The following is a 24,604-nucleotide window of genomic DNA, read 5'->3' as shown; positions in this document are numbered from 1 at the left end:
AGGCTATCAGGGGTTCGTCTCGGAGGATACGCCGCGATGGATTCCGACACGCTGTCCCGCCGCACCCTGCGCTTCGTCAACGTCGCGCACGCCCTCGATCACTTCGTGCTGCTGATCTACCCGACCGCGGTCATCGCCATCGCGGCCCAGACCGGGCTCGGCTACGGCGAGCTGATCGGGCTCGCCACCGGCGCCTTCGTGGCCTTCGGTCTGTGCTCGCTGCCGATGGGCTCGCTGGCCGACCGCTTCGGGCGGCGCAACATGCTGGCGGTGTTCTTCTTCGGCTACGGCCTGTCCTGCCTGGGCGTGGCGAGCGCCTCGACGCCGCTGGGCTTCGCCCTCTGGCTCTGCGTCCTCGGGCTCGCCTCGGCGATCTACCACCCGGTCGGCTCGGCCATGCTGGTCACCCATGCGCGCCGGCTCGGGCACGATCTCGGCATCAACGGCGTCTGGGGCAATCTCGGCGCGGCCTCGGCCTCCGGCCTGACCGCGCTGCTCGCCGCCGCGGTCAGCTGGCGCGCGGCCTTCATCGTTCCCGGCCTCGTCTGCCTCGCCTGCGGGGCCGCCTTCGTGGCCCTGGTCCCGGGCGACGGCGACGCCGCGGGGAGGAAGGCCGGCGGCGCGGCCGTGATCCCGGTGACCCGGCCCTGGGCGCTCATGGCGATGTTCGCCCTGTCGATCTTCGCGGGCGGCCTGACCTTCAACCTGACGACGATCAGCCTGCCCAAGGTGATCGACGAGGGCGTCGGGCAGGCGCTGCCCCTGGCGCTGACCGGCTCGATCGCCACCGGCGTCTTCCTGTTCGGCGCTCTGATGCAGCTCGCCATGGGCCGGCTGATCGACCGCTACAGCCTGCCCTCCCTGTTCGTGGCGCTCTCGGTGCTGCAGCCGCTGGGGCTCGGGATCGCGGCCGCCTCCACCGGCCTGCCGCTGCTCGCCGGGCTCGTCCTCGCCATGACGGCGATCTACGGGCAGGTGGTGATCAACGACGCGATGATCGCCCGCTACGTGCCGCCCGCCTACCGGGCCCGCGCCTACAGCGTGCGCTACTTCGTCGGCTTCACGGCGAGCGGCTTCGTGGTGCCGGCGATCGCCCTCCTGCACGACCGCGGCGGCTTCGCGCTGGTCCTCGGCGTCGCCTCCGCCTGCGGCGCGGTGATCTGGCTCGCGGCCCTGGGCTTCCTGAGGCTGACGCAGGGCGGCGCGCGGCCCGCCCTGGCCGCCGCCGAGTAGCGCGACGGTTTGCGGGTCCGGCCCGGCGCTGCTACGCGGCGCCCGTCCGACCCGCGAGTACCCCGTGACCGATCTGTCCCTCGTCATCCGGCCGGAGCGGCCGGACGATGCCCCCGCCATCGAGCGCCTCCATGCCCGGGCCTTCGGTCCCGGCCGCTTCGCCCGCACCGCCTACCGCCTCCGCGAGGGCGCGGCCGAGCGGATCGATCTCGGCATCACCGCCTCCGTCGGCAGCTTCCTCGTCGGCTCGGTCCGGATGGGTCCGGTGCGGACCGGGGCGACGCCCTTCGTGATGCTCGGCCCCCTGGCGGTCGATCCGAGCTTCGAGGGCCGCGGCATCGGAGGCACCCTGACCCGCGCGGCGATCGAGGGGGCCCGGCGGGCGGGAGAAGGTCTGGTGATCCTCGTCGGCGACGCGCCCTACTACGCCCGCTTCGGCTTCACGCCGGTTCCGCCCGGGCGCCTGACCCTGCCGGGGCCGGTCGACCCGGCGCGCCTTCTGTGGCTGGAACTGGCCGAGGAGTTCCGTGCGGGCGTGTCGGGCCCGATCGAGGCGATCAGGACCTGAAGCGGGGTCCCGAAGGACGCTCCTCAGCCCTCAGACGGTGATTCCGGTCCGCACCGGGCTGGTCTTCTGCATGCGCGTGAATGGCCCAGCTCAACCCACACGCAGCCGCCGTCATTGCGAGCGGAGCGATGCGATCCAGTCGCGCCACACTTACGGCGGGCGCGCTGACCCTGGGTCGCTTCGCTGTCGCTCGCGATGACGGAGAGGGCCGACGGGTCCGCCGAGCAGCGAGCGCCGCCGGGGCCGGCGCTCGACCGTTCGAAACCCCGTTCAGGCCCGCCGGAGCGCCAGCGCGGCGATCAGCCCGGCCGCGAGCAGCGCCAGCGCCACCGGCGTCGCCGAGGTCGCCGGCCACGCCGAGGCGGCGGCCGTGAACAGCGCCCCGAACGTCATCTGGGTGAAGCCGTAGAGGCTGGAGGCCGACCCGGCGGCGTGCGGGTCGACGTTCATCAGCCCCGCCACCGCGTTGGGGCTGAGCAGACCGACGCCCACCGCGTAGGCGAAGAGCGGCACGATCAGGCTGACCACGCCGAGCATGCCGGTGCGGTCCACGACCAGCAGCGACAGCGCCGCCCCGATGCAGAGGAGGTTGCCGCTCCGCGCCGCCTTGCGGATCGGCACCCGGGCGGCGAGCCGGCTCGCCAGGACGGCGCCGCCGACCATGCCGAACACGACGATCAGGCAGTCGAAGCCCACCTCCTGCGAGGAGCGCCCGAGCCGGTCCACGAGGAGGAACGGCGCCACCGCCAGGAACGCGTAGAGACTGGTGCCGCCGCAGGCCCCCGCCACCAGGTAGGCCCGGAACACCGGGACCCGCACCAGCCGCAGGTAGCCGGACAGGACGGCGACGAAGCCCGGCAACGCCACCTTGTGGCGGTTGGTCTCGGGCAGGGTGAAGACCACGAGCGCACCCAGCACGGCGACGAGGCCGGCCAGCACCACGAACACCGCGCGCCAGCCGAAGGCCTCGTTCACCACGCCGCCGATCGCCGGGGCCAGCGCGGGCGTGAGCGTCATCGCGGTGGTGAGGATCGCGAGCTTCCGGGCGGCGTCCTCGCGGGTCGAGACATCGCGGACCATCGCCCGGCCGATCACCAGCGAGCCGCAGGCGCCGAGGGATTGCAGGACGCGGGCGACGAGCAGGACCCCGATATTCGGCGCGGGGATCGCGAGCAGCAGGCCGGCGAGGTAGAGGCCGAGTCCCCCGATCAGGATCGGGCGCCGCCCGTACCGGTCCGAGAGCGGCCCGTAGAGGAGCTGACCGCCCGCGAGCCCGATCAGGTAGACGGTGATCGTCAGCTGCGCGCCGGCGGCGTTGGTGCCGAGGTCGACGGCCGCCGCCGCCAGCGCCGGCACGAAGATGTGCAGCGCCACCGTTCCGGTCATGGTCACGGCGACGAGGAGCGGCAGGGGGGCCCGGCGCTCCGGCACGGCGGGACGTCGATCAGTCAAGGGGCCCTACGCGGTTCTCGATCCGGCCGGATGCCGGGGCGCAGCCGCCTTAGAGCAAGGGCCACGCCCGGAGCCATGCCGGCGGAACGCGCCAGGCACGCGAGGGGCGGGACCGTGCCCGGCCCCGCACCCGGCCGTGCCGCCTACTCCTTCGGCAGCGGCTGCGGGGTCGGCAGCGGCGCGTTCAGATCCTTGGTCGGGCCGCCGACCTCCAGATCCTTAGCCCGCTCGACGGCCTCGGGATTGGCCTTCGCGGCCGGCTCCTTGGCGGCCGGCGCCGTCGGCGCGGTCGGCTCGGCGGGGATCAGGCTCGAGGGCTGGCCCTGCTGGTCGCTGTCGTGGGCGCTGGCCGGGGGCGCCGGCGCGTTGCGGTCGCTCGACTCGCCGGTCGTGCGCGGGCTGCCGGGCGACTTCGCCTCGACCGGCTTGGCGGTGCCGGTATCGGCGGGCTTGGCCGGGCTGTCCTTACCCTCGGACGCCTTGTTGGCGGCGGGCTTGTCGGCGGACGGCTTGTCGGCGGCGGGCTTGTCCTCGGGCTTGGCCGCGGCGGGCGCGGCCGCCGGCGCGGCGTCGGTCTTCTCGACGGCCGGCAGCGGCTTCGGCGATTCGGCGAGCGTCCGCAGGTAGGCGATGACGTTGGCCCGCTCCTGCGGCGCCGCGATGCCCGCGTAGGCCATCTTGGTGCCCTTCACGTAGGCCTTCGGGTTCGTCAGGAACTCGTCGAGGTCGGCGTAGGTCCAGGTGCCGCCCTTCTCCTTCATGGCCGCCGAGTAGTCGAAGCCCGCATGCGCGCCCTTCGGCCGCTCGACGATGCCGTACAGGTCGGGGCCGACCTTGTTCGGGCCGCCCTTCTCGAAGCTGTGGCAGGCGTGACAGGCCTTGGTGCCGGCCTCGCCCTTCTCGGCATTGGCGCTCGCGAGGCGGACGGCGATCGGCTCGACCTTGGCCTCGGGCGCCGCCGCGGCGGTCTCGGGCTGCGGCTCGGGCAGGTCGTAGCCGGCATTGCCCGCCGGCTTCGGGTGGTAGATCAATTCGGCGACGAAACCCGATCCGGCCGCGAACAGAAGGGCGCCGAGGACCGCACCCAGGACCTTGTTCACCTCGAACGAGTTCATGCTCTTCTCGCAACTCGGCCGTGCCGAACGCGCGCCTGACACGGGCGAGCGGGCTCGGACACCGGACATTGGAAGATTTCGAGGTTGCCTTAGCGGTTCCGGGCCGCTCCTGACAATGCCGCAGGGGCGTTCCGCGTCGCTCCGGCGCAGGATTGTTCCACCGAATTGTCCAGCTTGTCACCGGGTGGCACCTTTTCTCCACCGCGGCCCGGCCCGTTTCCGCAGGCCCGTTCCCGGGGGACGACAACCGGGGGCCGGCCTGTTAAGCAGCCGGCCGCCTCCCGTCGCGGCCGCTCGATCCGCGCATCCGGATCCGAATCTCGATGTCCGATCCCCTGGTCCTGATCCCGGCGCGCCTCGCCGCGACCCGCCTGCCGAACAAGCCGCTGGCCGACATCGCCGGCGAGGCCATGATCGTCCATGTCTGGCGCCGGGCCGTCGAGGCCGGGATCGGCCCGGTGGTGGTCGCCACCGACACGGCGGAGATCGCCCGCACGGTCGAGGCCGCGGGCGGCCTCGCGGTGATGACCCGGGCCGACCACCCATCGGGCTCCGACCGCCTCGCCGAGGCCCTGGAGATCGTCGATCCGGAGGGCCGCCACGACGTGGTCGTCAACGTGCAGGGTGACCTGCCCACCATCGACCCGGCGATCATCGGCGCCTCCGTCGCGCCGCTCGCCGACCGCACCGTCGACATCGTCACCCTCTGCGCGCCGATCACCGATCCGCACGAGGCCGACAACCCCAACGTGGTCAAGCTCGTCGGCCACGCGGTCGGTCCCGGGCGCCTGCGCGCCCTCTACTTCACCCGCGCCCGCGCGCCCTGGGGCGACGGGCCCCTCTGGCACCATATCGGCCTGTACGCCTACCGGCGCACGGCGCTCAGCCGGTTCGTGGCCCTGCCGCCCGGCGAGCTGGAGGTGCGGGAGAAGCTGGAGCAGCTGCGGGCCCTCGAGGCCGGCATGCGCATCGACGCCGCCATCGTCGACGACCTGCCGCTCGGCGTCGACACCCCCGCCGACCTGGAACGGGCCCGCGCCCTGCTGCAGGGCCGGCGCCTGAACTGACCGACGAACGAATCTGCGCCGCCATGACCGACCGCACCATCGCCTACCAGGGTGAGCCCGGGGCCAACTCGCACATCATCTGCGCGGAGGCCTATCCGGACTGGACGCCGCTGCCCTGCCCGACCTTCGAGGACGCCTTCGCGGCGGTGACGGAGGGGCGCGCGCAGCGGGCGATGATCCCGATCGAGAACTCGATCGCGGGCCGCGTCGCCGACATCCACCACCTGATCCCGATCTCGCCGCTGCACATCGTGGCCGAGCACTTCCTGCCGATCCACTTCCAGCTGATGGTCCTGCCGGGCACGAAGCTCGAGGCGCTGAAGAGCGTCCACAGCCACGTCCACGCGCTGGGCCAGTGCCGCCGCATCATCCGCCGGCTGGGCCTGAAGGCCGTGGTCGCCGGCGACACCGCCGGGGCGGCCCGCGAGATCGCCGAGATCGGCGACCCGAGCCGGGCGGCCCTGGCGCCCGCTCTCGCCGCCGAGGTCTACGGCCTGGACATCCTCGAGCGCGACGTCGAGGACGAGGCGCACAACACCACCCGATTCGTGGTGTTCTCCCCCGAGCCCGAGCCGGTCGCCCAGGGCGCCGAGCCCTGCGTGACGAGCTTCGTGTTCCGCGTCCGCAACATCCCGGCCGCCCTCTACAAGGCGCTCGGCGGCTTCGCGACCAACGGCGTCAACATGTCGAAGCTCGAGAGCTACATGGTCGACGGCGAGTTTACCGCCACGCAGTTCTACGCCGAGGTCGACGGCCATCCGGAGGATACGGGCCTCCGCCGCGCGTTGGACGAGCTCGGCTTCTTCTCGCGCGAGCTGCGGGTGATCGGGACCTACCCGGCCCACCCGTTCCGCGAGGCGGCGCGGCCGCCCGCGGAGTGATCCTCACTCCCGCCGCAGGATGCGGTCGGCGGCCAGATCCGACCAGAAGCCCGGCCGGAAATCCCGCTTGAGCGCCTCGGGATCGTAGACGGTCTCGACCCAGGTCAGGAAGTCGAGGCCCTGCGCCTCGCCCTCGACGCGGTAGCGGGCGAAGAACGCGTCGAGGATCCCGGTCTTGGCGAAGCGGAGATGGCCGTAGCGGGCGGAGAGCTGCCGGGCGGCCTCGGCCACCGGGCGGCCCTCGTGCAGGATCAGGTACAGGGCCGAGGCGAGGCCGGCCCGGTCGGCGCCGGACTTGCAGTGCATCACGGCCGGGTACTCGATGCCGGCGAAGAACGCCTTGGCGCCGAGGATGGTGGCGCGGTCCGGCGCCTCCCGCGAGCGGAGCACGAACTCGACGAGCTTGAGGCCGTGGCGCTCGCAGGCCTCGCGCTGCAGCGGCCAGGACCCGTGCTCGCGCCCGCCGCGCAGGGAGATGATCGTCCGCACGCCCTCGGCCCGGAAGCGGGCGAGCTGGTGGGGACCGGGCTGGGCCGAGCGCCAGACGGCGCCGGTGCCGACCCGGTGCCGGTTGAGGTAGGCGAGGCGGAACACGCCGTGGTCCATCAGCAGCATGCTGGCCCAGGCCATCAGCCGGTCGCCGGGGCCGGCGATCGGCCGCTCGAAGCGGGCGATCCGGGCCATGCGGCGCGCGTAGCGCGTCTCGGGCTTGAGGAAGCGGTTGAACAAGGCCGGGCTGCCGAGGGAACGAGCCCGGGCTCTACCAGCCACCCGGCGGCCCGGCAATTCGCGGCCCCGCGGCGGCCCCGCGGCGGCCCGGCACCAGACCGGCACGCGGTCGACCATACACCGACGCGATCCGGCGCCGTTCTTGCCTTCACTCCGCCCGGATCGGCATCGAACCTGCGCGGACCGCGCGAGTTATCCGCCGGTCGGACGATGGGAGGCCCGAGGCCCATGAGCACGCGCACCACGAGCATCCGCCGGGCCCGCGAGGCCGACCTCGGCGGCTTGTCCAAGGTGTTCGACGCGTCGTGGCGCGAGGCCTATCGCGGCATCATCCCGGGCGTCGCTCTGGAGCGGCTGATCTCGACCCGGGACCGGGCGTGGTGGCGGGGCGCCCTGCGCCGCGGCCGGCCGATCGCGGTGGTCGAGACGGGCGAGCTCGTCGTCGGCTACGCGGCCTACGGGCGGACGCGCAGCCGGTCCCTCGGCACCGAGGCGGAGATCGACGAACTCTACCTGCTGCCGGAGTACCAGGGCGTCGGCCTGGGCCGCCGCCTGTTCCGGGCGGTGCGCAACGACCTCGCGGATCACGGCCTCGCGCGGCTCGGCGTGTGGAGCCTGGAGGACAACGCCCGCGCGAGCGCCTTCTACGAGGGGCTCGGCGGCGTCGCCGGCCCGCGGGTGCTGGACCGCGTGGCGGGCCTCCCGCTCCCGAAGGTCGGGTTTCTCTTCAGCTAACGTTTTCCAGCGCTCGTTGCCGGGCCGTACCATCGACTGATTTGCTTTGCCAGGCGGCGCCTCTAAGAGATCCGGGAAGCGGACGAGACCGCATTCCGGAAGCGACACGCCATGAAGATCGACGCCATCCCGCTCGGCAAGAAGCCGCCGCACGACGTCAACGTGATCGTCGAGGTGCCGCTCGGCGGCGAGCCGATCAAGTACGAGATGGACAAGGAATCCGGCGCGCTGGTCGTCGACCGGTTCCTGTACACGCCGATGTTCTACCCGGGCAATTACGGCTTCATCCCCCACACCCTGTCGGGCGACGGCGATCCCTGCGACGTGCTGGTGGCCAACACCCGCGCGGTGCTGCCGGGCGCGATCATCAGCGCGCGTCCCGTGGGCGTCATGGTGATGCAGGACGAGGGCGGCGAGGACGAGAAGATCATCGCGGTGCCCTCGCGCCACCTGACCAAGCGCTACGACCGGGTCGAGAACTACACCGACCTGCCCGACATCACGATCCAGCAGATCCAGCACTTCTTCGAGCACTACAAGGATCTGGAGCCCGGCAAGTGGGTCAAGTTCGTCCGCTGGGGCGACAAGGAGGAGGCCCACCGGCTGATCGAGGAAGCGATCGAGCGCGGCAAGGCCAAGAAGTAAGGGTGTTCCGGCCGCTCCTCCGGGGAGCGGCCCGTACCCGTCAGCCGTCGATGCGGCGCAGCCCGGCCCGGTAGCGCCGGGCATTCTCCACGTAGCGCAGGGCGGCCTGCCGCAGACCCTCGATCGCGGCCTCGTCAAGGGTGCGCACGGCCTTGGCCGGCGCCCCGACGATCAGGCTGTGATCCGGGAACTCCTTGCCCTCGGTGACCAGCGCGTTGGCGCCGACGAGGCAGCCGCGGCCGATCCGGGCCCCGTTCAGAACCGTCGCCCCCATGCCGACGAGGCTGCCGTCCCCGATGGTGCAGCCGTGCACGATCGCGCCGTGCCCGATCGTGACGTCGGTCCCGATCACGAGGGGGAAGCCGGGATCGACGTGCATGATCACGCCTTCCTGGACGTTGGTGCGGTCACCGATGCGGATCGGCTCGTTGTCGCCGCGCAGGGCCGCGCCGAACCAGATGCCGACATCGAGGCCGAGATGCACCCGGCCGATCACCTGCGCGTCGGGCGCGATCCAGACCCGGGCCGGGTCGGCGAGGTCGGGGACGTGCTCGTCGAGGGCGTAGAGCGGCATGGCGGCCTTTCACGGAAGAGCGGTGGTATCGGCCGCGCGGCGCGGCCGGGATTGCGACAGATGACGCGCGGCACGTGTCGCGGGAATGGTACGGCGCGTCCAGGCTGCCAATGCTAGGCTGGCTCCGCAAGCGGTCGCGACCCGGATCGGAGACAGAGATGGCACGCCTCCCGGCCCTGATCGGTCTGACGCTTCTCCTGCTGACGCAGGGGGCCGGGGCCGCGGACCTGCGGGGGCCGGCGGCGCCGGGCCGGTTCCGGGCGACGTGCGAGGATCTCGGGACCTTCTGCTTCGCCGACGCCTGCGGCGGCGATCAGATCGCGGCGGCCGAGGGCTGCCGGGCGCGCTGCCCGAGCGCGTCGATCGTCGAGGTCGTCCCGGCCGCCTGCCCGCTGCCGGACGGTCGGTCCGTGCCGATCCTCCGGCGCCGCGGCTGAGAATTGGCCGCGATCGAGGGCCGGGAGAAATATCGGACGTCCGCGGCAACGAAACGCGGAACGCGGCATTGACCGTTTCGAACACGCTAACAACGGAGACGCGGACAGATGCTCGCGAACGCGCGCGATGCCCGCCGGCGCACGAAGCTGACCAGCGATCTCCGTCCGCCCGAAGCGGGAGCGAACGCCGATCCCGTCCTATACGGCGTGGCCGCGGGTCTGGCGGCCCTGTTCCCGCCCGTAATGCTGCGCTCGGAGGCCGCGCCCGAGACGCACCGCGCCTCCGAGACCTCGCGAGCGCCGGACGCGACCGGCACCCGCTGAGGCTAGGACCGGTCGGCGCAGGCTCCCCTCAGGCCGCGAGCCGGACGAGGAGGAGTAGGGTCGCCAGGAGCGGCGCCGCCGCGGCGAGCCAGAGGGCGCCCGGATGGAAGCCCTGGGGTCCCGAGAAGCGCGCGGTCCGCGTCACCGCGGGGCGCAGGGGATCCCCGCGTCCGATCCCGATCCCGACTGGCATCCGCGCACTCCTCGATACCGGAGGAGTGAGCGCCGACGTCCCTCAAGAGCGTCTGAATCGGCGGCCGTCGTCGTTCGGCGTGGTGAACCGGCCCTTAAAGGGCCCGGTCGAACTTCAGCTCGCCGTTCGGGCTCTTCAGAACGAGCTGCGAGCCGACCATGTCCCACGCCGCCGAGGTGCGCAGGGCGATGAAGAACGCCTGCTCGGCGGCCGCGAGGCCCTTGTCGCAGCTCTTCTTGGTGAGCGCGAGCGGGCCGACGGCGATGTGCTGCTCCTTGAGCGGGAAGGCGGTCGCCGCGAAGGTGTTGCAGCCGCCGTAGCCGCGGGCGCGGTACTGCTTGTCGATGATGAAGCTCGGCCGGTCGCCGCCCGTGAACGGCTTGCCGTTCAGGCTCACGGCGGTCCAGGTCGAGTCCAGCGGGAACATCTTCTCGCTGGCCTTGGTCCCCGGCACGTACTGGGGCTTCTTCTCCTCCTCGCCGCCCGGCCGGCGGTTGCCCCGGCCGAAGCCCGTGGGCGAGCCGCCCATCTGCGCCTGCGCCTGCGTCGCCGCGGTCAGGTCCATGGCCAGCACGGCACAGGCCAAGCTCGCGATCAGCACCCCTCTCATCGTCCAGTCCCCATGTCGCGCGCGCCGCGCGCAGGTCATCCCGGTCCGGAAGCGCCGCGCGGGCCGCGCGGTCCGGCCCCTCGCGTGGGCCGCTCCGAATCCTTGCGCCGTGCCGGATGCGACAGGATTTCAGCACAATTATGGTCGCGCTCGGCCGAAGACCGCCCGGAAACGATCCGGGACCGCGATCGTTGTTGATCAGTGCGAAGCAGGAGGATCACCTTGGCAGGATCGGACGAGGGCGCGCAGAGCGGGACCCGGGCGCTCGCCATGACCCCGGCGCAGTCGCGGGCGGCTCGCGGGCTGCTCGGCTGGTCGGAGGCCGATCTCGCCGGCAAGGTCGGCCTGGACGAGCGATTCGTGCGGGATTTCGAGGGCGGCTACAGCGACGCGCCCAGTGGCCAGGTCGAGGCCCTGCGCAGCGCCCTCAGCGCCGCCGGTGCGGTCTTCCGCGATGCGCCGACGCCCGGCGTCCACCTCGCGGCGGGCCAGGGCGTCGACGAGGGCACCCGCACCGACGCGCTCACCACCGAGAACGATCGCTGACACCCGCCGGCCGGCCCGAACGCGCCGCTCATGGCGCGTTCATGCGCCGCGCCTGACAACCCGGGACGCCACAACCCGCGCACCGTCCGTGGAGCGTCCCGTGATCGATCCCGTCAGCAGCCCGTCGCGGTGCGACCGGCGCTTCCTCTTGGCCTCCGACCTCTCGGCCTCTGACCGGATCGGAGGCCGCTGATGCGCGCCGACGCCTTCCTCGCCGCCGCCGACGCGCTGCCCGTGGCGAGCCTCGACGCCCTCCTGGGGAGCCGGGGGCTCGTGGTGGTCGCGCCCCATCCCGACGACGAGAGCCTCGGATGCGGCGGGCTGATCGCCGCCGCCCGGGCGTCGGGACGGCCCGTGCATCTCGTCGTGGTCAGCGACGGCTGCGGGTCGCACACGCATTCCCGTCTCTACCCGCCCGAGAAACTGCGCGCTCTGCGCGAGGCGGAGACCCGGCGGGCCGTGGCGGTCCTCGGCCTCGGGCCCGAGGCCGTCACCTTCCTGCGCCTCCCGGACGCGCACGTCCCGAGCGACGGCCCCGGGGCCGAGGCCGCCGCGTCCGCGGTAGCCCGCGCGGCCGCGGTGATCGGGGCCGGCGCGGTCTTCGTCACCTGGCGCCACGATCCCCACTGCGACCACAAGGCGGCCGCGGCGATCGTCGCCCTCGCGCGGCCGCAGATGCCGGGGGTCCGCGTCTACGAGTACCCCGTCTGGGGCTGGACCCTGCCGCCCGAGACCGAGGTCGGGCCGAGCCCCGCCGGCCTGCGCCTCGACGTCTCCGCCTATCGCGAGACCAAGGCGCGCGCCGTCGCCGCCCACGAATCGCAGACCACCGACCTGATCGCGGACGATCCCCAGGGCTTCCGGCTCGAGCCCGCCATGATCGACCGGCTCTGCGGCCCCTACGAGCGCTTCGTCGCGGTCCCCGCATGAGCCGCCGGACGCAGACCCTGCCGGAAGACTACTTCCTCGGCATGTACGCCAGCGACCCGGATCCCTGGCGCTTCACCTCGTCGTCCTACGAGCGCGACAAGTACGCGGCGACGCTGGCGGCCCTGCCGCGGGCGCGCTACCGGACCGCGTTCGAGCCGGCCTGCTCCATCGGCGTCTTCACCCACGCCCTGTCCGAGCGCTGCGAGCGTCTGCTCGCCACGGATCTGGTTCCGGCCGCCCTGGAGGACGCCCGGGCGCGCTGCGCGGATCGCCCCCACGTCGAGATCCGGCAGGGCACGATGCCGGCGGACTGGCCCGAGGAGCGGTTCGACCTGATCGTCCTCTCCGAGTTCCTGTACTTCCTGGCCCCGGAGGATTTCGCCGCGCTCGTGCGCCGGGCCGGCGCGACGATCGCGCCCGGCGGCGACATCGTGCTGGTGCACTGGCTGGGCGAGACCGACTACCCGCTCTCGGGTGACGGCGCCGCCGAGGGCTTCATCCGGCTGTCGGCGCCCTTCGCCCAGGTCCTGAGCCAGGCGCGTACGGACAAGTACCGCATCGACGTCCTGCGCGCCGGAACCGCCCCGTGAGCGTCGCGGTCATCACCCTCAACAAGGGCCGGCGCGCGCACCTGACCCGGCTGCTCGAAGGCCTCGGTCGCGGCGACCCGCCCGACCGCTGCGTCGTCGTCGAGATCGGCGACGACGCGGCGCCCTACCCGGCCCTGCCCTTCCCGGTGGAGCGCGTGCCGTTCCCGCGTGCCGGCCTGCCGCTCGCCGCGGCGCGCAATGCCGGGCGCCGGGCCGCCGGTGCCGACACGCTGATCTTCCTCGACGTGGACTGCATCCCCTCGGCGGGGCTCGTCGCGGGCCTGTCGCGGGCGGTGGCCGAGCGGGACGGCCTGATCTGCTGCGAGATCGGCTACCTGCCGGCCGGCGCGGTCGCGGACGGGTGGCGCGAGACGGATCTGGCGCGTCTCGGCGCGCCGCACCCGGTGCGGGCCTTCCCGCCCGCCGGCACGGTGGCGCCGGCGCCGCAGCCCGGCCTGTTCTGGTCCCTCGCCTTCGCGGTGCGGGCCGCGACCTACGACCGCCTCGGCGGCTTCGACGAGACCTTCTCGGGCTACGGCGCGGAAGACACCGACCTCGCCTTCCGGGCCGAGCGGGCCGGCGTGCCGATCCTGTTCCTCGGCGGCCCCCGGGCCTACCACCAGCATCATCCGGGCTACGACCCGCCGCTGCAGCATTTCCGCGACATCGTCGCCAACGCGGCGCGCTTCCACGACCGGCACGGGATCTGGCCGATGGACGGCTGGCTCGACGGGTTCGCCCGGCTCGGGCTGATCGCGGCGGACCGCTCCACCGGGATCGTGGTTCACCGGGACCCGACGCCGGACGAGATGGCAGCGGCGCGGCTACCGGACGATCAGCCGTTTTGACGGGACTTCGGGCCACGCGGCGCCGCCGTCCTCGCGAGCGCAGCGAGGCAACCCGGCAGCGACACGCATGTCGCCGTAGCCGCGACCCTGGATTGCTTCGCTGCGCTCGCAAGGACGAGACGTTCCTGGCAGTGCAGAGGGCGGATCCCGGCCAGGGGGCCGGGATCCGCCCGCGTCGGAGCCGTCTTCAGCCCTTCATGGCGTTCGCCTTCTCGATCAGCGCCTCGGCCATGCGGATCGAGGCGATGTCGATGAGGCGGCCGTCCAGGGACACGGCGCCGCGGCCGGCCTTGGCGGCCTCTTCCATGGCCTCGAGGATGCGCCGGGCCTTGGTGACCTCGGCCTCGGAGGGGGTGAACACCTCGTTGGCGAGCTCGATCTGGCTCGGGTGGATCGCCCACTTGCCCTCGAAGCCGAGGGCGGCGCAGCGGCGGGCCGCCGAGCGGTAGCCGTCCGGATCCGAGAAGTCGCCGAACGGTCCGTCGATCGGGCGCAGGCCGTAGGCGCGGCAGGCGACCAGCATGCGGTTCTGGGCGAACAGCCACGGGTCCTGCCAGTGGGTCTGGCGGCTGCCGGACTCGTCCTTGTCGGTCAGCACCGAGAAGTCGGGGTTCACGCCGCCGATGACGGTGGATCGGGCGCGGGTCGAGGCGGCGTAGTCGGCGACGCCGAAGGACATCGCCTCCAGCCGCTTCGACGACTGGGCGATCGCCTCGACGTTGGCCATGCCGAGGGCCGTCTCGATCAGCACCTCGAAGCCGATCTGCTTCTCGCGCTTCTTGGCCTGCTCGATCTGGGTGACCAGCACGTCGATGGCGTAGACGTCGGCCGGCACGCCGACCTTGGGGATCAGCACCATGTCGAGCCGCGGGCAGGCTTCGACGATGTCGACCACGTCGCGGTACATGTAGTGGGTGTCGAGACCGTTGATGCGGATCATCATGGTCTTGTTGCCCCAATCCAGGTCGTTCAGCGCCTGGATGATGTTGGTGCGGGCCTTCTCCTTGTCGTCCGGGGCAACCGCGTCCTCGAGATCGAGGAAGATCACGTCCGCCGCCGAGGAGGCCGACTTCTCCATGAAGGTCGGGTTGGAGCCGGGCACGGCGAGTTCGGAGCGGTGCAGGCGCGGCTTGGCCTGCTGGATCAGGGTGAAGCTCATCTTGGGTTCTCTCTCCTGGTGACGGTTCTGGTGCCGTTGCGGGATGCGGTCCCGTTCATCGGCGGCAAATGGCGCGCGCGTGGGTCGCTGACAGGGCGCGGCTGCACGAATGGACCGGGTTCCCGGTACGGGATCGAGGCACGGGTCCCGTCTCCCGCGCGGGAGAGGGAGCCCGCTGGACCCTCCCCTATCCGGTCGCCCCGAAGCCGACCGCGATGCAGTTTATGGACAGGAGCAGGGCCGACTTCACCGCCTCGCGCCGGTCCTCGTCGGTCTCGGCGCGATAGCGGGCGAGCAGCTCGACCTGCTCGCGGCTGACCTGGTTGATCGTCGGGAGCCGGCCCTTCAGGCGGTCCCGGAACAGGGGGAAGCGCTCGGCCAGCTCCGTGCCGCCGCTCACCCGCAGCACCATCTCGCGGGTGAGCGCGTACTCGGCCTCGATCATCGAGAAGATCCGGTCCCGCACGCCCGCGTCCTGGACGAGGCCCGCGTAGGCGCGGGCGATGTCGAGATCGACCATCATCAGCGTCTTCTCGACCTCGTCGAGGACGAGGCGGAGGATGCGGGACTCGTTGAACAGCCGCTTGAGGGTCGCCTCGCCGTCGCGGCCGCGCACGTCGATGAAGCTCGCCAGCCCCGAGCCGACGCCGTACCAGCCGGTGATCACGTGCCGGTTCTGCGACCACGCGAACACCCAGGGGATCGCGCGGAGGTCCGAGAGCGAGCGCGCGCCGAAGCGGCGGGCCGGACGCGAGCCGATGTTGAGAAGGGAGATCTCGTCCAGCGGGCTCGCCGCCTGGAAGTAATCGACCAAGCCGTCGGTCTGGAGCAGCTGGACGTAGGCCGCCCGCGAGGCCCCGGCGAGCGCCTCGAGGGCGTCGTCGTGGCCGGGGCCCGCCCGCTCGCCGTCGCCGGCGAGCGCGTGCTCGAACACCGAGGCCGCCAGCAGCTCCATCTGGTAGGCGGCCGTGCCGCGATTGGCGTACTTGAACGAGACGACCTCGCCCTGCTCGGTGGTCCGGAACCGGCCGCGGATGGAGCCCGGCGGCTGGGCCATGATGCCCTTCTGGGTCGGCACGCCGCCGCGGCTCACCGAGCCGCCGCGCCCGTGGAAGAAGGCGATCCCGACGCCGAGCTCCTCGCCGAGCCGGGTCAGCTTGCTCTGCGCCTTGTAGAGTTCCCAGTTGGCGGCGACGAAGCCGCCGTCCTTGTTGGAGTCGGAGTAGCCGATCATCACCTCCTGCACGCCGCCCTGCCAGCGGGTGGAGCGGCGGACCACCGGCACGTTGAGCAGCGCCCGCATGATCGCCGGGGCGGCGCGCAGGTCGTCGATGGTCTCGAACAGGGGCACGATCGGCAGCGGGCAGATCTCCGTGCCGGCGGCGTCGAGGAACACCCCCGCTTCCTTGGCCAGCAGGTACGCGCCGAGCACGTCCTCCACCGAGCGGGTCATCGACAGCACGAAGGCGCCGAACGCCTCGCGGTCGAGGGCCTCGCGCATCTCGGCGACAAGGGCGAAGGTGGCGAGCGTCTCGCGGGCGGCGTCGGGCAGGTCCTCGAAGGACCGCTCGGGATCGCGCGGCCGGGCGAGCTCCGTGTCGAGCCACTGGCGCCACGCGGCCGAGCCGAGGGCCGGCGGCTCGCCGTCGCCGTTGCGCTGGCGCCAGAGGGCGTGGAGCGTGTCGGTGGTCCGGGTGGTGTTCTCACGCAGGTCGAGGCGGACCGTCGAGAAGCGGAAGATCTCGACCATGCGCCGGACCGGACGCACGAGATCCCGCGCCAGTGCCCCGCACTTGGCCTCGGTCAGGCCGCGCTCCAGGGTGCGCAGGTCCTCGATGAGCCCGTCCGCGCTCGCGTAGTCGGGGCCGGACGGGTGCTCGCCCTCGTTGCGGGCGATCGTCGCCTCGATCTTGCGCAGGACGCAGGAGAGGTACTGGCGATAGGGCTCGCCCGGGTTGCGCCGGGTGATGGCGCGGGCCTGGCCGCTCTCGGCGAGATTCCGGTCGAGCTCCGCGCGGAAGCTCTCGGGCAGCGGCAGCGAGCGCTCGGTGAGCGAGAGGGTCCGCCCCAGCTCGCGAACGCCGTCGCGGTAGCGCGTGAGCGAGGCGAGCGCGTTCCGGTGCAGGGTCTGCCGGGTGACTGCCGCCGTGACGTAGGGGTTGCCGTCCCGGTCGCCGCCGATCCAGGAGCCGAACTGGAAGAACGGCGGCACCCTGAACTCCGTGCCCGGATAGGTCTCGGCCAGCGCCTCGTGGAGGGTCTCCAGGGTCTCGGGCAGCATCTCGAACAGGGTCTCGTCGAAGAAGTGCAGCCCCCAGGCCACCTCCCGCTCGACAGTCGCCTTCTCCAGGTGCAGCTCGCCCGTCATCCAGACCAGCTCGATCTGGTCGCGCAGCTCGTTCATGAGCCCGTTGCGCTCACGGTCGGTCCAGCGCGGCATCTCCAGCTCGCGCAGGACGAGGTAGATCCGCCGGAACTTCTCCAGCACCGTCACCCGCTTGCCCTCGGTCGGGTGGGCGGTGAGCGTCGGGCGGATGCGCAGGTCGCTCAGCAGCGCCTGGATTTTTTCAGGGGGCACCCCCTGTTTGCGCGCGTCGGAAAAAACCTTGGCGAAGGAGCCGCCGAGCGCGGCCCGCCCCTCCGTGCGCTCCACGTGCCGGCGTCGGCGCATCGCGGCGTTCTGCTCGGCGATGGAGATCAGCTGGAACCAGATGCCCTGCACCTGCAGCGCGCGCGCCAGCATCTGCGGCGAGAAGCGCGAGATGTCGGCCGTCCCGTGCAGGACCGCCTCGAGGTCGGGGTCGTGCCGGCGGGCGACGTCGAGCAGCGCCTGGAACAGGATGTCCAGCGCCTGTTCCGACGACGTGCCGACGATCACCGGCGGCGCGAAGGCCGTGGCATCGACGAGACCGGGGGTTGCGTGAAGGGTGCGGGTCATGGAGCCACCTCGTGGCGCACGGTCTTTCTCGAGGATGTTCAGCGCGATGCGCCGTCACCTCCGGGAGGGAAGCGCGCATCGGCCGGTGCCCAGCGCGACGCGCGCCCTCTCCCGCTCGGGAGAGAGGACCCGCGCCGCGTTCCGGGACGTAAGGCGGGCCGGCCGCGCTACGCGGCCCGGGCCAGCACGTCGGCCACCGTCTGCCCGAAGGATCCCGGATCCGGCGCCACCGTCAGCCCGTAGGAGCGCATGATCTCGGCCTTCTCGGCGGCGCTGTCGCCGGCCGCCGAGATGATCGCGCCGGCATGGCCCATGCGGCGACCCTTCGGGGCGGTCAGCCCGGCCACGAAGCCGATCACCGGCTTCGACATGTTCTCGCGGATCCAGGCCGAGGCCTCGGCCTCCTGCGGGCCGCCGATCTCGCCGATCATCAGGACCGCGTCGGTGTCCGGGTCGGTCTCGAACAGGGCGAGGTGGTCGAGGAAGGACGAGCCGTTGATCGGGTCGCCGCCGATGCCCACCGAGGTCGAGATCCCGAGCCCGAGTTCCTTGAGTTGCGAGGCGGCCTCGTAGCCCAGCGTCCCGGAGCGGGAGATCACCCCGACATTGCCCGGAAGGTAGATGTGGCCGGGCATGATGCCGAGCATCGCCTTGCCGGGCGAGATGATGCCGGCGCAGTTCGGGCCGACCACCATGGTCCGCTTCTCTTTCGGGTAGCGGTACAGGTAGCGCTTCACCCGCATCATGTCCTGGGCCGGGATCCCGTCGGTGATCGAGCAGACCAGCCGCAGGCCGGCATCGGCCGCCTCCATGATGGCGTCCGCCGCGAAGGGGGGCGCCACGAAGGTGATCGACGTGGTGGCGCCGGTCGCCGCCACCGCCTCCTTGACGGTGTTGAACACCGGCAGGCCGAGATGGGTGCGCCCGCCCTTGCCCGGGGTGACGCCGCCGACGACGTTCGTGCCGTAATCCAGCATCTCCTTGGCGTGGAAGGTGCCCTTGTCGCCCGTGATGCCCTGGACGATGATCGGGGTGGTCTCGTCGATGAGGATGCTCATGGCGCGGTCTCCCCTCTCAGTGCTGCGTCTTGGCGGCGGAGCAGGCGTCGACCGCCTTCTTGGCCGCCTCAGCCAGCGTGTCGGCGGTGATGAGATCGAGGCCGCTCTCGGCCAGGATCTTCTTGCCGGCCTCGACGTTCGTGCCGGCGAGCCGGACCACGAGCGGCACGTCGATCTTCACCTCGCGGGCGGCCTGGACGACGCCCTCGGCGACCCAGTCGCAGCGGTTGATGCCGGCGAAGATGTTGACCAGGATCGCCTTCACGTTGCGGTCCGAGAGCACGAGCCGGAAGGCCGTGGCGACCCGCTCAGGAGACGCGCCGCCGCCGACGTCCAGGAAGTTCGCCGGCTCGCCGCCTGCGTGCTTGATCATGTCCATGGTGGCCATGGCGAGGCCCGCGCCGTTGACGATGCAGCCGATCTCGCCCTCGAGGCCGATGTAGCTGAGGTTGTGCTCGGCGGCCTGCGCCTCGCGGGGATCGCCCTGGGACGGGTCGTGCATGTCGGCGATGCCCGGCCGGCGGAACATCGCGTTGTCGTCGAAGCTCATCTTGGCGTCGAGCGCCAGCACCCGGTCGTCCTTGGTGACGACGAGCGGGTTGATCTCCAGCATGGTGCCGTCGCAGTCGCGGAACGCCCGGTAGGCGTTCATGATCGTCTTCACCGCGGCCGAGACCTGCTTGATGTTGAGCCCGAGCTGGAAGGCGATCTCCCGCGCCTGGAACTGCTGCAGGCCGACCGCCGGCTCGACCACCACCTGGATGAGCGAGTCGGGCTCCTTGGCGGCGATCTCCTCGATGTCCATGCCGCCGCGCTGGCTGGCGATGACCCGCACGCGCTCGGCCTTCCGGTCCAGCACGTAGCCGAGGTAGAGCTCGCGCTCGAACGGGTCGGCGGTCTCGACGTAGACCCGCTGCACCGGCTTGCCCTCGGGGCCGGTCTGGTGCGTGACGAGGCGCTTGCCGAGGAGGTCCTTGGCGGCGTCGCGGACCTCGTTGTAGGTCCGGCACAGCTTGATGCCGCCGGCCTTGCCGCGGGCGCCGGCGTGGATCTGCGCCTTCACGGCCCAGAATGAGCCGCCGAGCTCTGTGGCCGCGTAGACCGCCTGGTCCGGGCTGAAGGCGATCGCGCCTTTCGGGACGGCCACGCCGAAGCTCGCGAGCAGCTCCTTGGCCTGATACTCGTGGACGTCCATTCGGCGCCTCCTCCGCGGTTCGTTGCCGCCGTTGACGCCCTCTACTTTAGTTGAGTCGAAAGATTACGCCCGTCAAATTTTTTAAGCTCCTGATTGACCGCGACTTTTTCGCGGTCGCAACACAGATCGTATTTCATATTGCGATGCAGCATACAGGAAAACAGCGAGGCCGGGAGCGCGATGCACCCGGCCTCGACTGTTGAATCGCTACAAAGTACGCCGGAACGCTTCGTTCAGGACGCTCTGTCCGTCATCGCGAGCGCAGCGACGTGACCCAGGGCAGCGCGACCTCTGAGATCGTGGCGCCGACTGGATTGCTTCACTGCGCTCGCAGAGACAGCGGCGTCGACGGGGCCGACCGGACACGCTGTGACGCGTGGTGCTGACCCAAGTCGCCGGGTCAGTTCACCTTGTCCTTGACGACCACGTAGACCTTCTCGGTGAGTGCGCCGGCCTCGCCGAGCAGATCCTCCAGCTCCTTCAGCCGCTCCTCGGCGAACGCGCGGTCCTCGAGACCCTTGGCGTTCACGTAGACGTTCAGCGCCGCGCTGCGCAGGCCGGCATAGGCGGAGAGCACCGCCACGCCGGCATCCGACACGACGTTGAGGTTGCCCTTGTCGGCGGTGATGGCCGCGAGGTCGATCACCGCGCGGCAGGCCCGGCAGCAGGCGAGCGGCACGTCGCAGGCGGTCTTGAGCGCCGCCTGGATCTTCTCGGCGCGGGCCGCCTTCTCGTCGTCGGTGTTCTTGGGCAGGCCGTAGGCGCCCATGACGGCGTCGAAGGCCTGGACGTCCTCGCCGATCATGCCGGTGAGCACGACCCGCAGGCCCTCGGACTTGGCCAGGACCTCCTTCAGCTCGGCCTCGACCTCGACGTACTTCTTCTTGCCGATGGTGAGGTTGCAGACCATCGACACCAGGGCCGCGCCCATGGCGCCGGAGATCGCCGCCGCGCCGCCGCCCCCGGGGGTGGGGGCAGCGCTCGCCAGCTCCGTCAGGAATTTCTCGATGCTGTCGGTCTCGGGGCGATGCGTCTCGGTCACCGGCGCCTCCTCAGGCCATCGTCTTGGCGAGGGCGTAGATCTCCTCGGCGTCGAGCACCTTGTCGGTGCTCTCGAAGAGCTGGCCGACGCAGGCCCGATGCAGCTTGAGCTTCAGGCCGCCGATGCCCAGCGCCCCGAAGGCCTGCTTGCCGTTGCGCTCCTTGCCCTTGTCCATCACGTCGATGCCTCCGATGCCCGTCGGGGGCTGGGCGTTGTAGTCGGCGACGAACTCGATCGACGATTCCTGCGCCCAGGCGGCTTCCGGCAGCAGCTCGACGCCGATGGCGCCGGCCGTGAACACGAGGTTCGTGCCCTTCACCAGAGCGACGCGGGAGGCCTCGTCGGGGGTCGCGGCGGCCTTCACGTTGACCTTGAAGCGCGTGTTGATCTGGTCCGCGGCGGCCTGGGTCTTGTCGAGGGCGCGGCCCGCGATGGTGACCTCGGCGCCCTCGCCGGCGAGCAGAGCGGCCGAGCGCATGCCGACCGGGCCGGTGCCCGCCAGCACGACGGCCTTCTTGCCCTGGAGCGAGCCCGCGGCCTTGGCCACCAGCGCGACGCCCGCGGCGGCCGTGGTGTTGGAGCCGTTGGAATCGAGCATCACCGAGACCCGGAACGGGCCGAAGAACCGCTTCTTGACGGCGGTGAACAGCGCCTCGCCCGCCGCCATGCTGCCGCCGCCGACGAAGATCGCCGTCGACTTCTTCTCGGAGCCGCCGCGGGTGTAGATCGTGCCGTCGACCAGGGCGCCGACATTGTCGGGATTCACGCCGCCGTAGCCGGTGATGTGGTCGGCGCCGCCGTCGTAGCCGACGACCGTGTCGAACACGTTCGGCACGGCATCGGTGTCGAACAGGAACAGCAGCTTCTTCGTCATTTTCCTGGGACCTTTCCGTCGCGCCCGTGGGGCGCCGGCGCTGATGTTGGTTGGGTCGGTGCGTGGACGCAGCCCCTCTTCGCCCCTTGCGGGAGGAGCCGGAGGTGGGGGTGGTGCTGAATCGCGCGGAGCGGTGTCTCCTGCACCACCCCCATCCCTGGCCCCTCCCCGCAGGGGGGAGGGGAACGCCCGTCGCTGATTTTGAGCTTAGGCTTCCACCACGTTCTGCGGCTTGCCCGCCACGAAGGCCTCGACGTTGTCGACGAGCTGATCGGCCAGGATCTGCATCGCCTCCTTGCTCGCCCAGGCGACGTGCGGCGTGACGATCAGGTTCGGCAGGTCGGCGTCGCACAGGATGTTGCCGTCCTTGGGCGGCTCCTGCGCCACCACGTCGAACCCGGCGCCCGCGATGGTGCCGTCCCTGAGCGCCTCGAGCAGCGCCGCCTCGTCCACGAGCCCGCCGCGGGCCGTGTTGATGAGGATTGCGCTCTTCTTCATCTTCTTGAGCTCGGCGGCGCCGATCATCCCCTTGGTGTCGGGGGTCAGCGGCACGTGCAGCGTGATCACGTCGGACTGCGTCAGGATCGTCTCGAAATCGACCAGCCCGTCCTGCGGGAACACGTCGTAGGCGATGACCTTCATGCCCAGCGCCTCGGCGCGCTTGGCGATCGACTTGCCCAGCGCCCCGTAGCCGACGATGCCGAGCGTCGAGCCGGCGATGTCGTAGATCGGATAGTCGAAGTAGCAGAACTGCTTGGACTTCGCCCAGTCGCCGCGCCGCACCGAGTTGGCGTAGGGCACGATCGCCCGGCGCAGGGCGAACATCAGCCCGACCACGTGCTCCGGCACGGTGTTGAACGCGTAGTTGCGGATGTTGACGACCGTGACCCCCTGGGCCTTGGCCTGGGCCTTGTCGACCACGTCGGTGCCGGTGGCGGCGACCGCGATCAGCTTCAGGTCGGGGAGCTGCTTCAGCGTCTCGGCCCGCATCGGGACCTTGTTGATCAGCGCGATCTCCGCGCCCTGGAGGCGGGAGACGATCTCCTCCGGCGTCCAGGTCGACTCGTGCTCGACGTATTCGTGGGGGAAATTGAACGGTCGGACCCTGGCATCGAGGGATTCACGATCCAGGAACACGATCTTCTTGGTCATAGGACCCCTCTCGTACGACGGGCGGTTTCCTCGATAGTCTTGTTCTTACTTGCGCGTCGGGGCGGGCCCGGCAACCCGGTCCCGCCCCGATCGCGGGCGCAGATCACGCCTTATGCAGCGGATTCTCGCGCAGGTAGCTGGAGGCGGCGGCGACGCCCGAGCCCGGGGTGACCTTGATGCCGCAATCGAGCATGGCCATCTCGGCGCCCGCGATGGCACCCAGCAGCGACAGCTCGTTCAGGTCGCCCAGGTGGCCGATGCGGAACACCTTGCCGGCGACTTTCGACAGGCCGGCGCCGAGCGAGAGGTTGTAGCGCTCGTAGGCGTGGGTGATCACCTTGGCGGCGTCGGCGCCCTCCGGCACCACGATCGCCGTGACCGTGTCGGAGTTCCACTTCGGCCCCTTGGCGCAGGGCTTGAGGCCCCAGGCCGCGACCGCCTGGCGGGTCGCCTCACCGAGCACGTGATGGCGGTGGTAGACGTTCTCCAGCCCCTCCTCCTTGACGATCTCCAGGGCCTCGCGGAGGCCGTAGAGCAGCGGCAGGACGGGGGTGTAGGGGAAGTAGCCGGTGGCGTTGGCGGCCAGCTGGTCCTTCCAGGCGAAGTAGGCGTGGCCGAGCCGGTCGTTGCGACCGGTGCCGCCCTCGGCGATCTTGAGCGCCTTCGGGCTGATGCAGATCAGGCCGAGGCCGGCCGGCAGCATGAAGCCCTTCTGGGAGCCCGCGATGGCGCAGTCGACCTTCCAGTCGTCCATGTAGAACGGCAGCGAGCCGATCGACGAGATGCCGTCCACGAACAGCAGGGCCGGGTGGCCGGCGGCGTCGATCGCCTTGCGCACCGCGCCAATGTCGCTGGTGACGCCCGTGGCGGTCTCGTTGTGGACGACCATCACGGCCTTGATCTTATGGTCCTTGTCGGTGCGCAGGGCCTCCTCGATCTTCTGCGGATCGGCGCCGGTGCCCCACTCCTCCTCCTGGACGACCACGTCGAGGCCGAGGCGCTGGGCCATGTCGACCCAGAGGTGGCTGAACTGGCCGTAGCGCGAGGTCAGCACCGTGTCGCCGCGGCAGAGGGTGTTGGACAGGGCCGATTCCCAGATGCCGGTGCCCGAGGACGGGAACAGGATGACCGTCCCGGCGGTCGAGCCGAACACCATCTTGGAGTCCTGCAGGAGCGGCTTCACCAGCTCGGGGAAGCTCGGCGAGCGGTGATCCTCCGACGGCACGTGCATGGCGCGCAGGACGCGCTCCGGGATGTTGGTGGGGCCCGGGATGAAGAGGTGGTTGCGACCGGGGCGCCGGGTTGCGGCCATGATGTTTCCTCCGAAAAGTCCATTGCGCGCGGGCGTGAACCCGCGCCGGGTTGTCCAAGCGTCCTCAGGGAGTCGGTCCGGCGCCGTCGAGAGCGGCTCGCGCCGCACCCCCTCGAACGCCATCCTCTGCCGTGATCGGGGGGTCTCCGCGGAGCGGCAGGCGGCCTCACGCCGCTCGCGTCGCGGCGCGCCCCCGCGCGCCGGTCGCCTCCGAATTGCCGTCCCGTCCAACGGCTCCAGGGCCGTCCTCGCCGCCTTCCTGTCAAGGTCCGGCCGTGCTCGTGCCGAGCGGCCGGTTCTTGGTATTATGAGGCGGTGACGCTCGAAAGGAAAACCGGAAAAACTTCCGGAACTTGCCAAAAAAATTTTTTGTGCGCCGCAACGAAGTCGTGCTCCG

The 24,604-nt window shown here is 71.3% G+C and carries 26 protein-coding genes; 12 read left to right on the top strand and 14 right to left on the bottom strand.

Annotation, left to right across the window (positions count from 1 at the left end; translation table 11 throughout):
* Positions 1 to 36: 36 nt before the first annotated feature.
* Both BM314_RS02700 and BM314_RS02695 read left to right on the top strand, forming a co-directional pair.
* Entirely contained in the window at positions 37 to 1,233 is a 1,197-nt protein-coding gene (locus tag BM314_RS02700; RefSeq protein WP_091976774.1) for an MFS transporter, read from the top strand.
* A 64-nt stretch (positions 1,234 to 1,297) separates the two neighbouring features.
* Positions 1,298 to 1,801, top strand: coding sequence for a GNAT family N-acetyltransferase (locus tag BM314_RS02695; RefSeq protein ID WP_091976773.1), 504 nt, complete (start codon positions 1,298 to 1,300; stop codon positions 1,799 to 1,801).
* Positions 1,802 to 2,071: 270 nt separating this feature from the next.
* Here the strand turns inward: BM314_RS02695 and BM314_RS02690 are convergent, their stop codons facing one another.
* Together BM314_RS02690 and BM314_RS02685 are read right to left on the bottom strand one after the other, a co-directional pair.
* Positions 2,072 to 3,253 carry a multidrug effflux MFS transporter gene (locus tag BM314_RS02690; RefSeq protein WP_234081219.1) on the bottom strand — a complete coding sequence of 394 codons (1,182 nt, stop codon included), beginning with the start codon at positions 3,251 to 3,253 and terminating at the stop codon, positions 2,072 to 2,074.
* Between the two features lie 143 nt (positions 3,254 to 3,396).
* A complete protein-coding gene (locus BM314_RS02685) occupies positions 3,397 to 4,368 on the bottom strand; it encodes a c-type cytochrome (protein ID WP_091926163.1) in 972 nt (323 codons plus the stop codon).
* A 323-nt stretch (positions 4,369 to 4,691) separates the two neighbouring features.
* On the opposite strand from BM314_RS02685, the gene BM314_RS02680 reads away from it, so the two are divergent.
* Together BM314_RS02680 and BM314_RS02675 are read left to right on the top strand one after the other, a co-directional pair.
* On the top strand, positions 4,692 to 5,435 hold the full coding sequence (locus BM314_RS02680; protein WP_020092638.1) for a 3-deoxy-manno-octulosonate cytidylyltransferase: 744 nt from the start codon (positions 4,692 to 4,694) through the stop codon (positions 5,433 to 5,435).
* Positions 5,436 to 5,458: 23 nt separating this feature from the next.
* On the top strand, positions 5,459 to 6,316 hold the full coding sequence (locus BM314_RS02675; RefSeq protein ID WP_091976771.1) for a prephenate dehydratase: 858 nt from the start codon (positions 5,459 to 5,461) through the stop codon (positions 6,314 to 6,316).
* Positions 6,317 to 6,319: 3 nt separating this feature from the next.
* Here BM314_RS02675 and BM314_RS02670 read toward each other — a convergent pair whose 3' ends face one another.
* Positions 6,320 to 7,045, bottom strand: a complete 726-nt coding sequence (locus BM314_RS02670; protein WP_020092640.1) for a tyrosine-protein phosphatase — start codon at positions 7,043 to 7,045, stop codon at positions 6,320 to 6,322.
* 228 nt (positions 7,046 to 7,273) lie between these two features.
* On the opposite strand from BM314_RS02670, the gene BM314_RS02665 reads away from it, so the two are divergent.
* Positions 7,274 to 7,780 (top strand): GNAT family N-acetyltransferase, encoded by a 507-nt coding sequence (locus BM314_RS02665; RefSeq protein ID WP_091976770.1) that lies wholly within the window; start codon positions 7,274 to 7,276, stop codon positions 7,778 to 7,780.
* Positions 7,781 to 7,891: 111 nt separating this feature from the next.
* The gene (ppa, locus tag BM314_RS02660) at positions 7,892 to 8,425 is read left to right on the top strand and encodes an inorganic diphosphatase (protein WP_020092642.1); all 534 of its coding nucleotides are present in this window, start codon (positions 7,892 to 7,894) and stop codon (positions 8,423 to 8,425) included.
* Between the two features lie 40 nt (positions 8,426 to 8,465).
* Here the strand turns inward: ppa and BM314_RS02655 are convergent, their stop codons facing one another.
* Positions 8,466 to 8,999, bottom strand: a complete 534-nt coding sequence (locus tag BM314_RS02655; RefSeq protein ID WP_020092643.1) for a gamma carbonic anhydrase family protein — start codon at positions 8,997 to 8,999, stop codon at positions 8,466 to 8,468.
* Positions 9,000 to 9,157: 158 nt separating this feature from the next.
* Here BM314_RS02655 and BM314_RS02650 point away from each other — a divergent pair, with 158 nt between their 5' ends.
* A complete protein-coding gene (locus BM314_RS02650; RefSeq protein WP_091976768.1) occupies positions 9,158 to 9,436 on the top strand; it encodes a hypothetical protein in 279 nt (92 codons plus the stop codon).
* Between the two features lie 108 nt (positions 9,437 to 9,544).
* Entirely contained in the window at positions 9,545 to 9,760 is a 216-nt protein-coding gene (locus tag BM314_RS02645; protein WP_091679600.1) for a hypothetical protein, read from the top strand.
* Positions 9,761 to 9,788: 28 nt separating this feature from the next.
* Here the strand turns inward: BM314_RS02645 and BM314_RS30455 are convergent, their stop codons facing one another.
* On the bottom strand, positions 9,789 to 9,953 hold the full coding sequence (locus BM314_RS30455) for a hypothetical protein (RefSeq protein WP_170868022.1): 165 nt from the start codon (positions 9,951 to 9,953) through the stop codon (positions 9,789 to 9,791).
* Between the two features lie 94 nt (positions 9,954 to 10,047).
* Positions 10,048 to 10,563 carry an META domain-containing protein gene (locus BM314_RS02640; protein WP_056525903.1) on the bottom strand — a complete coding sequence of 172 codons (516 nt, stop codon included), beginning with the start codon at positions 10,561 to 10,563 and terminating at the stop codon, positions 10,048 to 10,050.
* A gap of 222 nt (positions 10,564 to 10,785) precedes the next feature.
* Between BM314_RS02640 and BM314_RS02635 the strand changes: the two genes are divergently transcribed.
* From BM314_RS02635 to BM314_RS02620, 4 genes are all read left to right on the top strand, one after another.
* Positions 10,786 to 11,109 carry a helix-turn-helix domain-containing protein gene (locus BM314_RS02635; protein WP_091976767.1) on the top strand — a complete coding sequence of 108 codons (324 nt, stop codon included), beginning with the start codon at positions 10,786 to 10,788 and terminating at the stop codon, positions 11,107 to 11,109.
* Between the two features lie 192 nt (positions 11,110 to 11,301).
* On the top strand, positions 11,302 to 12,039 hold the full coding sequence (locus BM314_RS02630; RefSeq protein ID WP_091976765.1) for a PIG-L deacetylase family protein: 738 nt from the start codon (positions 11,302 to 11,304) through the stop codon (positions 12,037 to 12,039).
* Positions 12,036 to 12,629, top strand: coding sequence for a class I SAM-dependent methyltransferase (locus BM314_RS02625; RefSeq protein ID WP_091976763.1), 594 nt, complete (start codon positions 12,036 to 12,038; stop codon positions 12,627 to 12,629). Before BM314_RS02630 ends, BM314_RS02625 begins: the two co-directional genes overlap by 4 nt.
* The gene (locus BM314_RS02620) at positions 12,626 to 13,477 is read left to right on the top strand and encodes a glycosyltransferase family 2 protein (RefSeq protein ID WP_091976761.1); all 852 of its coding nucleotides are present in this window, start codon (positions 12,626 to 12,628) and stop codon (positions 13,475 to 13,477) included. Before BM314_RS02625 ends, BM314_RS02620 begins: the two co-directional genes overlap by 4 nt.
* A gap of 187 nt (positions 13,478 to 13,664) precedes the next feature.
* On the opposite strand, the gene BM314_RS02615 is transcribed toward BM314_RS02620, so the two are convergent.
* The 8 genes from BM314_RS02615 to BM314_RS02580 all read right to left on the bottom strand — a co-directional run bounded on the left by BM314_RS02615 (position 13,665) and on the right by BM314_RS02580 (position 24,207).
* Complete coding sequence (locus BM314_RS02615) at positions 13,665 to 14,636, bottom strand: HpcH/HpaI aldolase/citrate lyase family protein (RefSeq protein WP_012320599.1); 972 nt, start codon at positions 14,634 to 14,636, stop codon at positions 13,665 to 13,667.
* 187 nt (positions 14,637 to 14,823) lie between these two features.
* The gene (locus BM314_RS02610; protein WP_056525893.1) at positions 14,824 to 17,574 is read right to left on the bottom strand and encodes a phosphoenolpyruvate carboxylase; all 2,751 of its coding nucleotides are present in this window, start codon (positions 17,572 to 17,574) and stop codon (positions 14,824 to 14,826) included.
* 167 nt (positions 17,575 to 17,741) lie between these two features.
* A complete protein-coding gene (gene sucD / locus BM314_RS02605) occupies positions 17,742 to 18,632 on the bottom strand; it encodes a succinate--CoA ligase subunit alpha (RefSeq protein ID WP_010687110.1) in 891 nt (296 codons plus the stop codon).
* A 16-nt stretch (positions 18,633 to 18,648) separates the two neighbouring features.
* Positions 18,649 to 19,827 (bottom strand): malate--CoA ligase subunit beta, encoded by a 1,179-nt coding sequence (locus BM314_RS02600; protein ID WP_020092653.1) that lies wholly within the window; start codon positions 19,825 to 19,827, stop codon positions 18,649 to 18,651.
* Positions 19,828 to 20,227: 400 nt separating this feature from the next.
* Positions 20,228 to 20,869, bottom strand: a complete 642-nt coding sequence (gene fchA / locus BM314_RS02595) for a methenyltetrahydrofolate cyclohydrolase (protein WP_091976759.1) — start codon at positions 20,867 to 20,869, stop codon at positions 20,228 to 20,230.
* A 10-nt stretch (positions 20,870 to 20,879) separates the two neighbouring features.
* Entirely contained in the window at positions 20,880 to 21,743 is an 864-nt protein-coding gene (locus BM314_RS02590; RefSeq protein ID WP_042673897.1) for an NADP-dependent methylenetetrahydromethanopterin/methylenetetrahydrofolate dehydrogenase, read from the bottom strand.
* Between the two features lie 207 nt (positions 21,744 to 21,950).
* Positions 21,951 to 22,895: a D-2-hydroxyacid dehydrogenase gene (locus BM314_RS02585; RefSeq protein WP_091976758.1), complete on the bottom strand. Its 945-nt coding sequence runs from the start codon at positions 22,893 to 22,895 to the stop codon at positions 21,951 to 21,953.
* A gap of 103 nt (positions 22,896 to 22,998) precedes the next feature.
* Positions 22,999 to 24,207: an aminotransferase class V-fold PLP-dependent enzyme gene (locus tag BM314_RS02580; protein ID WP_091976756.1), complete on the bottom strand. Its 1,209-nt coding sequence runs from the start codon at positions 24,205 to 24,207 to the stop codon at positions 22,999 to 23,001.
* Between the last annotated feature and the right edge of the window lie 397 nt (positions 24,208 to 24,604).

The organism is Methylobacterium sp. 13MFTsu3.1M2 (assembly GCF_900112625.1).
Classification (GTDB): Bacteria; Pseudomonadota; Alphaproteobacteria; order Rhizobiales; family Beijerinckiaceae; genus Methylobacterium.
This window is presented reverse-complemented; position numbering and strand designations above follow the sequence as displayed.